The sequence below is a fragment of the Nocardia sp. NPDC059764 genome, assembly GCF_042732555.1.
Taxonomy (GTDB): domain Bacteria; phylum Actinomycetota; class Actinomycetes; order Mycobacteriales; family Mycobacteriaceae; genus Nocardia.
Genome location: NZ_JBHWHH010000024.1, coordinates 39,949 through 56,655, shown reverse-complemented (window position 1 = coordinate 56,655; position 16,707 = coordinate 39,949). Strand labels below are relative to the sequence as shown.

Genomic DNA, 16,707 nt, shown 5'->3' with positions numbered 1-16,707 from the left:
GTCGACACCCGCCTGCTGCCCGACATGCTGGCCGAGAGCGCCCGCCGGAACCCGGACGGCTGCGCGATCAGCTCCAACGGCCGGAGCATGACCTACGCCGAACTGGACTCCCAGTCGTCGCGGCTGGCCCGGCAGCTGATCGCGCTGGGGTGTGGCCCGGACACGGCGGTGGCGCTCATGCTGCGCCGGTCGACCGATTCGGTGGTGGCGACCTGGGCGGTCGCCAAGAGCGGCGCGGCCTTCGTGCAGATGGCCCCCGACTACCCGGCCAAGCGGATCGAGCACATGGTCACCGACAGCGGCGCGACCGTGGCGATCACGGTGAACGCGCTGCGCGACACCCTCCCGGCGGATCTGCCTCAAGTAGTGCTCGACGACCCCTCGACCCTGGCTCTGTCCGACGCCGCGGACGGGCCGATCTCCGACCTCGACCGCAGCCATCCGCTGCGGCCGTCCAATGTCGCCTACATGACCTACACCTCGGGTTCCACCGGAACACCGAAGGGCGTGCAGGTCACGCACACCGGGCTGGCGAATCTGGTCGCCGACCGCGCGGCCACGTTCGGCATCGACACGACTTCCCGGGTGTCGTATGCCCTCTCCCCCAGTTTCGACGCCTCCCTCGAACAGTTCCTGACCTGCTTCGCGACCGGGTCCACGCTGGTGGTCGTGCCGCCCGAGGTGGTCGGCGGCGACTCGCTCACCCAGCTGCTGGCCGACGAGCACGTGACCCACCTGACGCTGACGCCCACCATGCTGGCGACGGTGGATCCGGAGCTGCCGACCGATGTGCGCGTGGTCGTGGTGGGCGGCGACGTCTGCCCGCCGCATCTGGTCGAGCGCTGGACGCTGTCGGCGGCCATGTTCAACGAGTACGGGCCCACCGAATCCACCGTCACCGCCGCGGGAGCGATGCTGAAGCCCGGGCAGGTACACACGATCGGCGGCCCGATCCGCGGCGTCGAGGCCATGGTCCTGGACCGGGCGTTGCAGCCCGTGCCACGGGGCACCGTCGGCGAGTTGTATCTGGCCGGACCGGGATTGGCCCGCGGCTACAGCCACCGATTCGTGGAGACCGCCACCCGGTTCGTCGCCGACCCGTACGGCGGCACGGGCGCGCGCATGTACCGCACCGGCGATATCGCGCGCTGGACCGGCCAGAACGGCGACACCGCCCTCGAACTGATGGGCCGCAGCGACTTCCAGGTCAAGATCCGCGGCTACCGGATCGAGCCGGGCGAGGTCGACGCCGCGCTCACCACCCACGAGGACGTCGATCTGTGCGTCACCGTGGCCGCCCAGAACAATGTCGGCACCACCGTGCTGGCGTCGTATGTCGTGCCGGTGGACGGCCGTGATATCGACCCGGCCGAGATCCTGCGCTTCGCCCGCGAAACGCTGCCGCCGCACCTGGTTCCGGCGATCGTGCTGCCCCTGGACAGCCTGCCGATGAACGCCTTCGGCAAGGTGGATCGCCGCGCCCTGCCGAAGCCCGAGTTCGGGACCGCGGCCTCCGGGCGGGCCCCGGCGACCCAGCGGGAGAAGACGATCGCGGCGCTGTTCGCCGAGGTGCTCGGAGTGCCCCGGGTCGGCGCCGACGACAGCTTCTTCGTCCTGGGCGGCGACAGTATCCTGTCGATCCGCCTCGTGGCGCGCGCCAAGGCCGAGGGTCTGGGCTTCTCCACCCAGGATGTGTTCGTGCACAAGACGGTCGCGGGGCTGGCCGCCGCGGCCACCGAGGCCGGCGACGCACCCGGGCTGGCCGAGCTGCCGGGTGGCGGCGTCGGGCGGATGCCGTTGTCGCCGATCATGCACGCCATGCTCGATCGCGGCCATTACAACCGATTCGCGCAGGCCGCGCTCGTGGAACTCCCGGACGGGGTCGATCGAGCGGGTCTGGTGCGCGCACTGGGCGCCCTGATGGACCGCCACGACATGCTGCGCGCGGTCTTGCGGGGCGTCGGAGCGGACGGATACGTCGAGGTCCTCGAGCGGGACGCGGTAGACCCGGACGCCTCGCTGGACGAGGTGCGTCTCGGCCGGCGCGACGCCGAGGAGATCGACCGTCATCTCCAGGACGCCGCGGATCGATTGGACCCCGGCAACGGCGCACTCGTTCGAGCCGTGTGGCTGCGGGACGACCGCGCTTCGGGACCCGACCTGTTCTGGCTGGTGATCCACCATCTCGCCGTGGACGCGGTGTCGTGGCGTACCGTGCTCACCGATCTCGCGCAGGCCTGGACCCAGGCCGGCGAGCCGCAGTGGGGTCCGGCCACCACTTCCATGCGGCGGTGGCTGCACGGTCTGGCCGAGCAGGCGCAGAGTAGGCGCTGGACCGAACTCGAGCACTGGAAGGGCGTTCTCGCGCACGAGGATCGACTACTCGGCTCGCGTCGCCTGGACCCGAATGTCGACACCGGCGCCACCGCGGGCCGGATCCACGAACGAATTCCGGCGGCGGTGACCGAGGCGGTCCTCACCACCATCCCGGACCGATTCCATTGCGGCGCCAACGATCCGCTGGTCGCGGCCCTGGTGCTGGCTCTCGCGGAGTGGCGACGCCGGCGCGGCGTGACCACGACCGGCGAGTCCATCCTCCTGGAAGGCCACGGCCGCGAGGAGCAGGCCGTCCCGGGCGCGGATCTGGGCGCCACCGTCGGCTGGTTCACCACCCGCTTCCCGATCCGCATCGAGTGGGACGACCTCGATCTCGACGACGCCCTGGCCGGCGGCCCGAGCGCGGGACGGGCGATCAAGCTGGTCAAGGAGCAGCTGCGGGCGGTGCCGGGCAACGGCATCGGTTTCCCGATGCTGCGGCATCTCGATCCCATGGGCCGCGCCGAGCTCGCGCACCTGCCCGAACCGCAGATCAGCTTCAACTACCTCGGGCGCGTGGGTTCGGGTGAGCGGTCCGGGCCGTGGGCCCCGACCACCGAGTTCACCGCGCTCACCGGCACCAGCGATCCGGCCATGGCACTGGCCGCCCTGCTGGACGTCAATGCCATCGCCGAGGCGGGCACCGACGGGCTCGAGCTGGCTGTGACCTGGGAATTCGCGTCGCAGGCGCTGGCGACCGAGGACGTCGAGGAGCTCGCCGACCTGTGGACCCGCGCTCTGGAGGCGCTGGCCGATCACGTCCGGTCCATGACCACGCGAAGCTACACGCCCTCCGACTTCCCGCTCGCCCCTGTCGCCCAGGACCAGATCGACCGGTGGCTGCGCGAGTACCCCTCGATGACCGAGGTGTGGCCGCTGACCGCCCTGCAGTCCGGGCTGCTGTTCCACACCATCTACGACCGCGGCGGCGAGGACGGCTACATCGTGCAGGCCGCGCTGACGTTCGACGGGCAGGTGGACGGCGAGCGGATGCGGCGGGCCGCCCAGGTGCTGCTGGATCGGCACGACAGCCTGCGGACCGCGTTCGTCGAGACCGATGCCGGGCCGCGTCAGATCGTGTTGCGCGACACCACCGTCGAGTGGGCCGAGTCGGATGTCAGCCTGGTCGACGCGCAGGACGACGCGCTGCGGGACATCGCGCGCATCGCCGCCGCACCCTTCGATCCGGCGCGGCCGCCGCTGGTGCGCTTCCATCTCGTGCGCACCGGTGTCGAGCAGTTCCGGTTGCTGGTGACCAATCACCATCTGGTGCTGGACGGCTGGTCGATGCCGCTGCTCATCCACGAGCTGCTGACGCTGTACATCTCCGACGGCGACACCGCGGGCCTCGCGCCCGCGCGGTCGTTCCGCGAATACCTGCGCTGGCTCCAGGAGCAGGACGCCGACGCCACGGCGGCCGCGTGGCGGGATATGCTCGCCGGGATCGACCGGCCGACGCGGATCACGAACGGTCCGGAGCGGACCGTCACCTCGGATGCGGGCGAGGTGGGTCTGAACCTCGATGCCGCCACCTCCGCCGCGATTCTCGATCTCGGGCGCACGCACGGCGTCACCCCCAATACCGCCCTGCACGTGGCCTGGGCGCTGCTGGTGTCCGTGCTGGCCGGGCGGCCGGATGTGGTGTTCGGCAATACGGTCTCGAACCGTCCGCCGCGGATTCCGGACGTCGAGCGCATGGTCGGGCTGATGGTGAACACACTGCCCGTGCGGATCCGGCTCGAGCCCGGCGAGACCGTCGGCGACCTGCTGGTGCGGGTGCAGTCCGAGCAGGCCGCGATGCTGGATCACCAGCACATCGGCTTGGCGGAATTGCAGCGGGTATCCGGGATCACCGACATGTTCGACACCGCGACGGTGCTCGAGTCCTACCCGTTCGATCGGGAGCTGCTGGCCCACGACCTCTCGGCCGCCGGTTTGCGGCTGGTCGAGATCGACGCGCACGACGCGACGCCGTTCCCGTTGAGCCTGCAGGTGACCCCGCCGCGCCCGGGTGGCGACGGCGGAGCGGATCCCGGAACCTATTCGGTGACACTGAAATTCGCCACCGACCGCTTCGACGACAATGACGCCCACCAGCTGCTCGGTCGCTTCGAGCTGCTGCTCATGCAGCTCGTCGACGATCCGGCCGCCACGGTCGCCTCGATCTCGTCCTGCTGGGATTCCGAACGCGCCAAACTACTCTCGGTCACCGGCGGCGAGCCCGCCCCCGAGCGGGTGCTCCGCGACATCCTGTCCGCGACCGCTCGCCGATACCCCGACGCCGCGGCCATCCGGTACGGCGACACCACGTGGACCTATCGGGAGCTGGACGAGCGCGCCGACGCGTTCGCCCGCCGGCTGATCGCCCATGGCGCATGTCCCGAGTCGACCGTGGCGCTGGTCCTGCCTCGTTCGGCCGAGCTCTTCGTCGCGATCTGGGCCGTCGCCAAGACCGGCGCCGCCTTCCTGCCCTTGGATCCCGGCAACCCGGCCGCGCGGATCGGCGAGTTGCTGTCCGCCTCGAACACCCGGCTGGGTGTTACGACAAACGCTGTCGCACAGCAGATTCCGGCAGACGTGGACTGGCTGACGCTGGACCTCTCGACCACCGACGCCGACGAGCGCCTCCCCCACCCGCCCGAGGCGGACCTGACGGTCGACCACGCGGCGTACGTGATCTACACGTCCGGCTCGACCGGCACGCCGAAGGCGGTCCACCTCAGTCACCGGGGTCTGGCCGATCTGGTCGCGGCGCAGGCAGACTCGTTCCGGCCCACCCCGGATTCGCGGGTGTTGCAGGTCGCCTCGCCCGGATTCGACGCCTGCGTGTCGGAGATGCTGCTGGCGCACAGCAGCGGCGCGTGCCTCGTGGTCGCGCCGCCGGAGGTGTACGCGGGCATCGACCTGGAAGAACTGCTTCGGTCGCAGCGGGTTTCGCACGCGATCATCACCCCGTCGGTGCTGAACACCATGGATCCGTCCCACCTGCCGTCGCTGACCACGCTGGCCGTGGTCGGGGAGGCGGTCGGGCCCGACACCGTGAACCGATGGGCCCCCGGCCGACGGCTCATGAACCACTACGGTCCGACCGAATGCACCGTCTGGGCAACGGGATCCGACGATCTCGCCGCCGGTGACCCCGTCACGATCGGCGGCCCCATCATCGGCGCGTCCGCGCTGGTGCTGGATCCGTGGCTGCGACCGGTGCCGGTCGGCGTCGCGGGCGAGCTGTACGTCGGCGGCCCCGGCCTGGCCCGGGGCTATCGCGACCGCCCGGAGGTGTCGGCGGCCCGGTTCGTCGCCGATCCGCGGTCCACCCGCGGTGAACGGCTCTACCGCACCGGCGATTCCGTGCGCTGGGTGCGCGCGAACGGCCGTCTCGCGCTCGAGTACCTGGGCCGCATCGATCAGCAGGTCAAGATTCACGGCCTGCGCATCGAGCCCGGCGAGATCGACGCCCACATCGCGCGCCACCCCGCCGTGTCCAGCGTCGCCACCGTGACCGTCGACGGGCCCACCGGCGAACCACTGCTGGTGTCCTATGTGGTGGCCGCGCCCGGCGAATCGGTCGACGTGACCGCCATCGAAGGCGATCTGGCCGGCAGCATGCCGCGCTACATGAATCCCGCCGCGATCGTGCGGCTCGAGGAGATGCCGCGCACGCCCACGGGCAAGGTGGACCGAAGAGCCTTGCAGCAGCGCGCCTTCGAGGTGGGCGCGACCGGCGGCAGAGCGCCGTCGACCCCCGCCGAGCAGGTGATGGCACGGCTCTTCGCCGAGGTGCTGCACCTGGAGTCGGTGTCCGCCGACAGCAACTTCTTCGCTCTCGGCGGCGACAGCATCGTGTCCATGCGGCTGGTGGCGCTGGCGAGGAACGCCGGGCTGACGCTCACTCCGCGAGATGTCTTCGAGGGCAAGACGGTTGCCGCCCTGGCCGCGATGGCCGACGGCGAGTCGACCCCGAAGACCGTCGAGGAGCCCCCGCAGCCGGCCACCGCGCATCACGCGTATCGCGCGGCGGGCACCCAACTCGTCAAGCTCACCCGCCAGGACATCGACCAGCTCGAGCGGCGGTACCCCCGGCTCTCCGATGTCTGGCCGTTGTCGCCCATGCAGTCCGGCATGCACTTCCACACGATGTTCGACCCGGACGCGGACGACGGCTACACCGTCCAGACCATGATCGGCTTCTCCGGCGCCGTCGACGCCGACCGGCTGCGGCGGGCCGCGCAGGCCCTGGTGGACCGGCACGACATCCTGCGGGCCGCGTTCGCGGACACCGCGGCGGGGCCGTGCCAGGTCGTGGTCGACCATGCCGAGATCCCGTTCCGGGTGGTCGATCTCGCTACCGGCGGCGACGAGGACGGCCCGGCCGACCCGGCGGCGATCGCCGCGGCGGACGCGGCCGAGAGCTTCGACCTGGCGGCCCCGCCGCTGCTGCGCCTGACCCTGATCCGGCTCGGCGCGGAGTCCTACCGGCTGCTCGTCACCAATCACCATGTGATCCTGGACGGCTGGTCGATGCCGCTGCTCATGGCCGAACTGCTCGACTACTACGGCTCGCCCGACCACATCGACGCCGCCGGACCGGCTCCCACCTACCGCGACTACCTGGCCTGGCTGGGGCGGCAGGACAGCGCCGAGTCCAAAGCGGCCTGGGCGCGGGAGTTCTCGGATGTCGACGCCCCCACTCGGGCGTCCCGTGACGCCGACGCGGGCCCGACGTCCTCCGGCGAGGTCGGGGCCGAGCTGACCGAGGACCGCTTCGGCGCGTTGCGCCGGGTGGCCGCGGACGCGGCCGTCACCCTCAATACCGCCGTCAACGCGGCGTGGGCCCTGAGCCTGCGCGTGCTCACCGGTGAGACCGACGTGATCTTCGGCGCCTCGGTCGCGGGCCGGCCCCCGGAATTGCCGATGGTCGACCAGACGCTCGGCATGTTCCTGAACACGATTCCGGTGCGCGTCCCGCTCGATCCCGCCATGACGGTGCACGAGTTGCTGAGCGAGATGCAGTCGCGGCAGGCCCGCATGCTCGAGCACCACCACATCGGCCTGCCCGAGATCCACCGCAGCGCAGGCCTGTCGGAGCTGTTCGACACCGCCATCACCTACCAGTCGTTCCCCGTCGACCGCTCGGCCCTGCAACAGCTCGTCGATTCGGCGGGCCTGCGGGTGACCGATCTCGACGGCGTGGACGCCGCCCCGTACCCGTTGAGCATGGTCGTGGAACCGATGCAGTCCGAGCGCGGTGAGGCGAACGGCCTGAAGATCATCCTGCGATTCCACGAACGGGTCTTCGACCACGACTCCGCGCGGCGCATTCTCGACCGGTTCATCGACCTGCTGGGCCGAATCGGCTCGCACGCCCACACGCGGCTCGGCGAACTGCCCCTGGACCGGGAACCGCTGCCGGCGTGGCCGGAATCGGCTGCCGAGGCGGCGATCCCGGAGACCCTGGATCGCATCCTCGCGGCCTCGGTGATGGCCGATCCGGATACGGTCGCGGTCCGCTGCGGCGCGGATTCCCTGACCTACCGTCAGCTCGACGACCGATCCACCCGGCTGGCTCGAATCCTGTTGCGGCGCGGGGCCCGACGCGGCCAAGTGGTCGCCTCGGTGCTGCCCCGCTCGCTGGCGGCCACGGTCACCCTGTGGGCGGTGGCGAAGACCGGTGCGGCGATCCTGCCGATCGATCCGACGCTGCCCGCCGAGCGGATCGAATTCCTGCTGTCGGACTCGGGCACCGTGCTCGGGCTGACCGACGGGTCCGTCCGCAAGCGCCCGCCGGACGGCGTCGACTGGCTGCTGCTGGACGGAACTCAGGCGCTGCACGCCCTGGACTCGGTGTCCGGCGCGCCGATCACCGATGCCGAACGCGGAGCGCCGATTCGGCGCGAGCAGATCGCGTACGTCAGCTACACCTCCGGCTCGACCGGAACCCCCAAGGGCGTGCTGGTGAGCCATCGCGGCCTGGCCGATATCGTCGCGGCGCAGCGGCGGCGGTTCGGGGTGGACCCGATGTCGGTGGTGCTGCAGGTCGCCTCGCCCAGCTTCGACGCCTCGGTGTTCGAGCTGCTCATGGCGCACGGGTCGGGCGGCCGGCTGGTCGTCTCCCCCGGCGAGATCTACGCCGGGCCCGACCTGGCGGAACTGATCGCCCGCGAACAGGTTTCACACGCCGTGGTGACCCCCTCGGCGCTGGCGACGGTCCCGACCGCCGGCCTCGACGGGCTGCGGCTGCTGGCGACCGCCGGTGAGCCCCTCGGACCCGAACTGGTCGAGCGGTGGGCTCCCGGGCGCACCATGGTCAATCTGTACGGACCCAGCGAGACCACCATCTGGGCGACGGCCACCGACGCGCTGACGCCGGGCGCCGCCATCACGATCGGCCGACCGGTCGGTCCCGTCGCGGCCGTGGTGCTCGACACCTGGTTGCGACCGGTGCCGCACGGTGTCGCGGGTGAGCTGTATCTGTTCGGCGCGGGCCTGGCCGACGGCTATGTCGCCAGGACGGCCTTGACCGCGGCCCGCTTCGTGGCCTGCCCGTTCGGCGAGCCGGGCCACCCCATGTACCGCACCGGTGATGTGGTGCGCCGCACCGCCAACGGCGAGTTCGAGTTCCTGGGCCGCAACGACTTCCAGGTGAAGGTGCACGGCACCCGCATCGAACTCGGCGAGATCGACGCGGCGCTGGGCGCGCGGCCCGAGGTCGCGTACGCGGTCACCGTGCCGCGCCACGATCCCGGTCGGCCGGTCCGGCTGGTGTCCTATGTCGTGCCCGCGGCCGGGGTTCAGCTCTCGGGTGCGGAATTGCGTGCGGCGCTGGCCGAGTCGCTGCCCCGGATCATGGTGCCGTCCGCGGTGATCGTCCTCGACGAGGTGCCGCTGACCGCCAACGGCAAACTCGATCGCGACCGACTACCCGAGCCGGTCGCCGTGACCCGCGTATTCCGGGCTCCGACACCGGGTGCGGAGGAATTGGTCGCGCGGATCTACGAGCGGGTCCTCGATGTGGCCGGTGTCGGCGCGGACGACGACTTCTTCGAACTGGGCGGCGATTCGCTCAGCGCCTCGCTGGTCGCGGGACGGCTGGGCGCGGCCCTGCAGGTGCAGGTGCCGGTGCGCTCCATCTTCGAAGCGCCGACGGTCGCCCAATTGGCGGCCCGCACCTGGACATTCAGCGACTCGGACCGGCTGCCGCTGCTGCCCGGGACCCATCCCGACCCGGTGCCGCTGTCGCTGGCCCAGCAGCGGATGTGGTTCCTCAACCGCTTCGAGCCCGAATCCCCGGCCTACAACATCCCGGTCATGCTGCGGTTGTCGGGATCGCTGGACACCGAGGCCCTCGCGGCCGCGCTCGCCGATGTGGTCACCCGCCATGAGGTGTTGCGCACGGTCTATCCCGAATTCTCCGGTGAGCCCCGGCAGGTCGTGCTCGACGAGCCCGCGACCGCGGTCGAGCCGAAGCGGGTTCCCGAAGCGGCCGTCGCCGAGGTGGTCGGCGAGTTCGTGCGACGCGGATTCGATGTCACCGCGAACGTTCCGATGCGGGTGGGCTTGTTCGAACTCGCCGAACACGACGACGGCACCGGCGAATTCCTGCTGGTGCTGGTGGTCCATCACATCGCCGGTGACGGTCAGTCGATGGGCCCGCTGGCCCACGACGTGATGACGGCCTACGCCGCGCGCACCGCCGGGCACGCGCCCGAGTGGAAGCCGCTCACCGTGCAGTACGCCGATTTCGCGTGGTGGCAGCGGGAGATGCTCGGCGCCGCCGACGATCCGGCCTCGCTGATGTCCGCCCAGTTGGAGTACTGGCGGACCACCCTCGACGGCGCGCCGGACCGGTTGGATCTCCCCGCCGACCGCCCGCGCCCCGCCGTCGCATCCCTGGCGGGCGGCCGGGTGCCGGTGCAGATCGACGCGGACCTGCACCGGCAGCTGGTCACCCTCGCGCGGTCGCGTGGAGCGTCGCTGTTCATGGTGATGCACGCCGCGCTGGCAACGGTTCTGGGACGGCTCGGCGGCACCGACGACGTCGTGATCGGCACCCCCGTCGCCGGGCGCGGCGAACCCGGCCTGGAGCAACTGGTCGGCATGTTCGTGAACACGCTGGCCCTGCGCACCCGGGTCGACACCACCGAGCGGTTCGCCGAACTCCTGATGCGCGCCCGCGACACCGACCTGCTGGCCTTCGAGCACGCCGACGTGCCGTTCGAGCGGGTGGTGGAGGAGCTGAACCCGGAGCGATCCGCGGCCCGGCATCCGCTGTTCCAGGTGGCCCTGGCGTTCGAGAATCTGGCGGCGGTCGAGGTGGCGCTGCCCGGCGTCCGCATCGCCCGCGCCGAGGTCGATACCGGGGCGACCCAGTTCGACCTGCAACTCGTGCTCTCCGAAGCGGCCCCGGAGGCCGGTGTCGCACAGGGCATCTCGGGCATGCTGACCTTCGCCCGGGACCTGTTCGACGAGTCGACCGCGGCGGCGATCGTGCGCCGGCTGGTGCGGGTCCTCGAAGCCGTCGCCGCCGACCCGGCCGTGGTGGTCGGCGATATCGACTGGCTCGACGCCGACGAGCGCGCCGCGCTCACCTCCCGGGTCGGGGCGCGCACCGGCACCAGGCCGGAGCCGTCCGGACTGCTGCCGGAGGTGTTCGACACCGCCGTCCGGAACAACCCGCACGGCATCGCCGTCGTCGCCGGGGACACCGCGTTGACATACGCGCAACTCGACGAACGCTCGAACCGGTTGGCGCGGTTGCTGATCGACCGTGGCGCCGGACCGGAGACCCCCGTACTGGTGGCGGCCTCGCGCTCGCTGGAGACCGTGGTCGCGTGGTGGGCCGTGGTGAAGTCGGGCGCGGCTTTCGTCCCGGTGGACGCCGGATACCCGGAGAACCGGATCGCGCAGATGGTGTCGGATTCGGCTGCGACGCTGGGTGTCACGGTGTCCGCCGTCTCCGGCCGGCTGCCCGAGTCGGTGGACTGGATCGTGCTCGACGACGCCGCTGTTGCCGAGCGCCTCGACGGGTTGGCGAGCGGGCCGGTCGGCGATGCCGACCGGCTCCACCCGATGCGCGCCGAGAACGTGGCCTACGTGGTCTTCACCTCCGGGTCGACCGGAAAGCCGAAGGGCGTGGCCGTCACCCACAGCGGTGTCGCCGACTTCCTCGCCTCGTTCCGCGCCGACTTCGACCTCGGGCCGACCTCCCGGGTGCTGCGCTTCGCGTCGCCGTCGTTCGACGCCGCCCTGCTGGAGACCCTGATGGCGGTCAGCGGCGCCGGTGCGCTGATCATCGTGCCGACCGGCATCTACGGTGGCGCCGAGATGACGGAGTTCCTGCGCGAGGAGCGCGTCACCCACGCCTTCATGACCCCCGCCGCGCTGGCGTCGGTGGATCCGGCCGGGCTCGACGACCTGCGGGTGGTCATGTCCGGTGGTGACGAGGTGTCCGCGGAACTGGTGAACCGGTGGGCCGGAACCGATCTCGCGGGCGTCCGGATGTTCCGGGAACTGTACGGCCCGACCGAGGCCACGATCGTGACCACCGCGACCGGCCCGCTGTGGCCGGGCGACCGGCCGACGATCGGTGTTCCGTTGCAGGCCGTGCGGGCGCTGGTCCTCGATGCCCGGCTGCGGCCGGTGCCCGTCGGGGTGGCCGGCGAGCTGTATCTGGCGGGCCCGTCGCTGGCGCGCGCCTATCTGGGCAAGCCCGCCGCCAGCGGGTCCCGCTTCGTGGCGCACCCGTTCGGGGAGCCCGGCAGCCGCATGTACCGCACCGGCGACGTGGTGCGATGGAACGCCGAGGGAAATCTGGAGTTCCTGGGACGCAACGACTTCCAGGTCAAGATCCGCGGCTACCGGGTCGAGATGGGCGAGATCGACGCGGTCCTCGACACGCGGCCGGATGTCACCTACGCGATCACCACGCCGTGGCGCACCGACACCGGGCCCACCCAGCTGGTCACGTACGCGGTCCCCGAGGCCGGGGCGAGCCTGTCCAGTGAGGAGCTGCGCGCGGCCTTGGCCGAGGCGCTGCCGTCCTACCTGGTCCCCGCCTCGGTGATGGTCCTCGACACCATCCCGCTCTCACCCAACGGCAAGCTCGATCGTTCGGCGCTGCCCGCTCCCGTGGTGCAGACCAAGCGATTCCGGGCCCCGTCCTCCCCCGTGGAGGAGATCGTGGCGGGCATCTTCGCCGATGTCCTCGGCATCGACACCCCCATCGGCGCCGACGACGACTTCTTCGAACTGGGCGGCAACAGCCTGGTCGCCACCCGCGTCGCCGCCCGCATCGGCGCCGCGCTCGACGAAACCGTCCCGGTGTCGACCATCTTCGAGGCGCCGACCGTGGCCCGGCTGGCCGCCCGCGCCGAATCGCGGGCCAATACCGGCCGGATCGGGTTGACCGCACAGCAACGGCCGCAGCGGATTCCGCTGTCCTACGCCCAGCAGCGCATGTGGTTCCTGAACCGGCTCGAGCCTGACTCGGCCGCCTACAGCATCCCGATCGTGTTGCGGCTCACCGGGGAACTGAATCTCGACGCGCTGCGCGCGGCCCTCACCGAGGTGGTGGACCGGCATGAGGTGCTGCGGACCGTCTACCCGTACGCCGAGGGCGAACCGTCGCAGGTCGTGCTGCCCACGGCACAGGCCATCACGCACATCACGCCGATCCCGGTCACGGAATCGGAGCTGGCCGAAGCGATGTCGGCGCTCGTCGCGACGGCCTTCGACGTCACCGTCGACGCGCCCCTGCGGGTCCGGCTGTTCGAACTCGGGCGGCACGAATGGGTGCTGGCCGTGGTCGCGCACCACATCTCCTGCGACGGCTCCTCGCTGGGCCCGCTCGCCCGGGACACCATGACCGCCTACGCCGCCCACCTGACCGGGGAGTCCCCGGAGCTGCCCGAACTGCCGGTGCAGTACGCGGACTACGCGATCTGGGAGCGCGCGGTGCTGGGCGCCGAGGACGATCCCGACTCGCTGATCCGAGCCCAGATCGACTACTGGACGCTCGAATTGGCGGAACTCCCGCCGCTGCTGGAACTCCCGACCGACCGGCCGCGGCCGCCCGCGCAGACCTACGCCGGCGCGACCGTACCGATCAGCATCGACGCCGACCTGCACACCGGACTGCAGCAGGTCGCGCGCGAGCACAATACGACGCTGTTCATGGTGGTCCACGCCGCGCTCGCGGCCACCCTGGCCCGGCTCGCCGATATGGACGACATCGCGATCGGCACCCCGTACGCGGGACGCGGCGAGCCCGAACTCGACGACCTGGTCGGCATGTTCGTCAACACCCTGGTGTTGCGGACCCGGCTGACGCCGGAGATGACCCTCACCCAGCTGCTCGAGCATGTGCGCGGCACCGACCTGGCCGCCTTCGGGCACGCCGACGTGCCGTTCGAGCGGCTGGTGCAGGAGCTGAATCCGATGCGGTCGCACGCCCATCACCCGCTGTTCCAGGTGATGCTGGCGTTCCAGAACCTCGACAAGGCCGAATTCGAACTACCGGGTCTCTCGGTCTCGGGCGTCACGCCCGACGCCGATACCGCGCTGTTCGATCTGCTGGTGTCCGTGCAGGACTCCTACGACGACATCGGCGAACCGGCCGGAATCACCGGCGCGGTGACCTACGCGAGCGACTTGTTCGACGCGTCGACGGTGACCACCATCGCCGAGCGCCTGCTGCGGTTGCTCGGGGCACTGGCGACCGATCCGACGCAGCGGGTGTACGACGTGGAGCTGCTCAGCGCCGAGGAGCGGGAAACCGTACTGACACAGTGGAATTCGACCGAGTGCCGGCTCCCGGCGGGCGAGACCCTCGCCTCGCTCTTCACCGACTCGGTGCGCGCGCACGCGGACCGGCCGGCGGTGACCTTCGGCGACCGGTCGCTGAGTTACGCGGAATTCGCTTCTCGCGTCCACCGAGTGGCCCGATGGCTCATCGGCCGTGGCGTGGGTCCGGAGTCGCTGGTGGCGCTGCGCATGCGGCGTTCCCTGGACCAGGTCACCGCCATGTACGCCGTGCACGCGGCCGGTGCCGGGTACGTGCCGATCGATCCGGACCTTCCGGCCGACCGCATCGAGTACATGCTGTCCATTGCCGAGCCGGTACTGGAGCTGTCGTCCCTCGACGGGCTCGAGCTGTCCGGATTCGATGACACGCCGGTCACCGACGCCGATCGGCTCGCACCGCTTCGACCGCACAACGTCGCATACGTGCTCTTCACTTCGGGGTCGACCGGTCGGCCGAAAGGTGTTGCGGTATCGCATTGTTCGGTGGTGAACCAGCTGCGGTGGCACGCCGACACCTACGCGTTGACGCCGGACGACGTGGTGCTGCAGAAGTCCCCCGCCACGTTCGATATGTCGGTATGGGAGCTGTTCACGACCTTGGCGATGGGGGCGCGGCTGGTGATCGCACGCGCCGACGGGCATGCCGACCTGGCCTATCTCGCCGAAACCATTGCCGCCGAACGGGTCACGATCGCCGCGCTGGTGCCGTCGATGCTGGCGGTGTTCGCGGAGACGGTGCCCGCGGAGTCGCTGGCGTCGGTGCGGACGCTGCTCGTCGGCGGTGAGGCGTTCGGTCCCGACGTGGTGGCCGAGGCGCGACGCGCCATGCCCGGGGTCGAGCTGCACAATCTGTACGGACCGACCGAGTTCACCGTGGCCGCGACCGCGCATCGGGTCACCGACACCGACAGCGCGAGCATGCCGATCGGCGCACCGGCCTGGAACACAAAGGCATACGTGCTCGACCACCGGCTGCATCCGGTACCGCCCGGCGTCTCCGGCGAGCTGTACCTCGCGGGCGTCCAGCTCTCGCGCGGCTACCAGTCGCGGCCCGGCCTCACCGCGGAACGGTTCGTGCCCGACCCGTTCGGCGACGGCGGACGCCTCTACCGCACCGGCGACCTGGTGCGCTGGACCGACGACGGCGAACTGGAATACCTGGGCCGCACCGACTTCCAGGTGAAACTGCGCGGCCTGCGGATCGAACTCGGCGAGATCGAGGCGGTCCTCGCCGAGCACCCGAGCGTCGCCCGCGCGATCGCGCTGGTGCACAACACCGGCGCGGCCGAACACCTCGTCGGGTACGTGGTCCCCGCCGACGGCGCGACCATCGACACCGCCGCCATCCTGGCGCACGCGGCGGGCGCGCTGACCGACTACATGGTGCCTACCACTGTGATGGCCCTGGACAGCATGCCACTCACCGTATCCGGCAAGCTGGACCGGAAGCTGCTCCCCGAACCGGTGCTCCCGGTCGGCGAGTTCCGCGAACCCTCGTCGTGGCTCGAGAAAGAGGTCGCACGAGCCTTCGGCGCGGTGCTCGGGGTGGACCGGGTCGGCGCGGACGACGACTTCTACGCCCTCGGCGGCAACTCGCTGAAGTCGGTGCAGGTGGTCACCCACCTGCGCAAGGAGATCGACTACGAGGTGCCGATCCGGTGGATGCTGTCCGATCCCTGCCCGGCCGACCTGGCCAAGCGGATCGAATCCGGCATGCGCTCGGGCAGCACGGTCGACGACACCGCCCTCGGCTTCGACGTTCTGCTGCCCATCCGGACCGGCGGCGACCAGCCTCCGCTGTTCTGCATCCATCCGGCCCTGGGCCTGTCGTGGTGCTACCACTCCTTCGACCGGTACCTCGCCGGCGATCGGCCGATCTACGGCATCCAGGCCCCGCAGATCACCGGCGAGGACCCGGGACCGACCACGATCGTGGAGATGGCGCGACGCTACTTCGCGGAGATCCGTGCCGTGCAACCGCACGGCCCGTACCACCTGCTCGGCTGGTCGCTGGGCGGCGCGATCGCCCACGCGATCGCAGTCGAAATGCGTTCCGCCGGAGAGGAAGTCGCGCTTCTGGCACTGCTGGACGCCGAGGCGAGCGGAGTCGACGCGTCCATGCTGCGTACCGTCACCGCCGGAGAATTGATCAGCAACCTGGGCCCGGTCATGGGCGTCGACTACGTGAGCCCCGAGGCGACCGCTCAGGAGGCCGCCGACCTGATCGAACAGCACCTCGGGGCCGGACTCGGCATCGACGCCGCCATGATCGAGCGCCTCACCGACGCCTACAACCTGGCGATCCGGGCGGCCGCCGCCCACCGCCCCGAGGTCCTCGACACCGACATGCTCTATTTCACCGCGACACGGGATCGACGCTCCGACGCCGAGGGCCACAACGGCTGGACACCGGTTGTGCGCGGCCGCATTTCGGCCTTCGACATCGACACCGCCCACCTGGCGATGACCGACCCGGACTCGGTCGCCCAGATCGCCCGGATCCTCAACACCCGGCTGGAAGGCTGAATC

Annotated in this window: 1 pseudogene; it reads left to right on the top strand. The window is 70.9% G+C overall.

The features are described 5' to 3' along the window. Positions 1-9: 9 nt before the first annotated feature. A pseudogene (locus ACFV4K_RS07750) lies at positions 10-16,704 on the top strand (amino acid adenylation domain-containing protein); the annotation flags it as partial. Between the last annotated feature and the right edge of the window lie 3 nt (positions 16,705-16,707).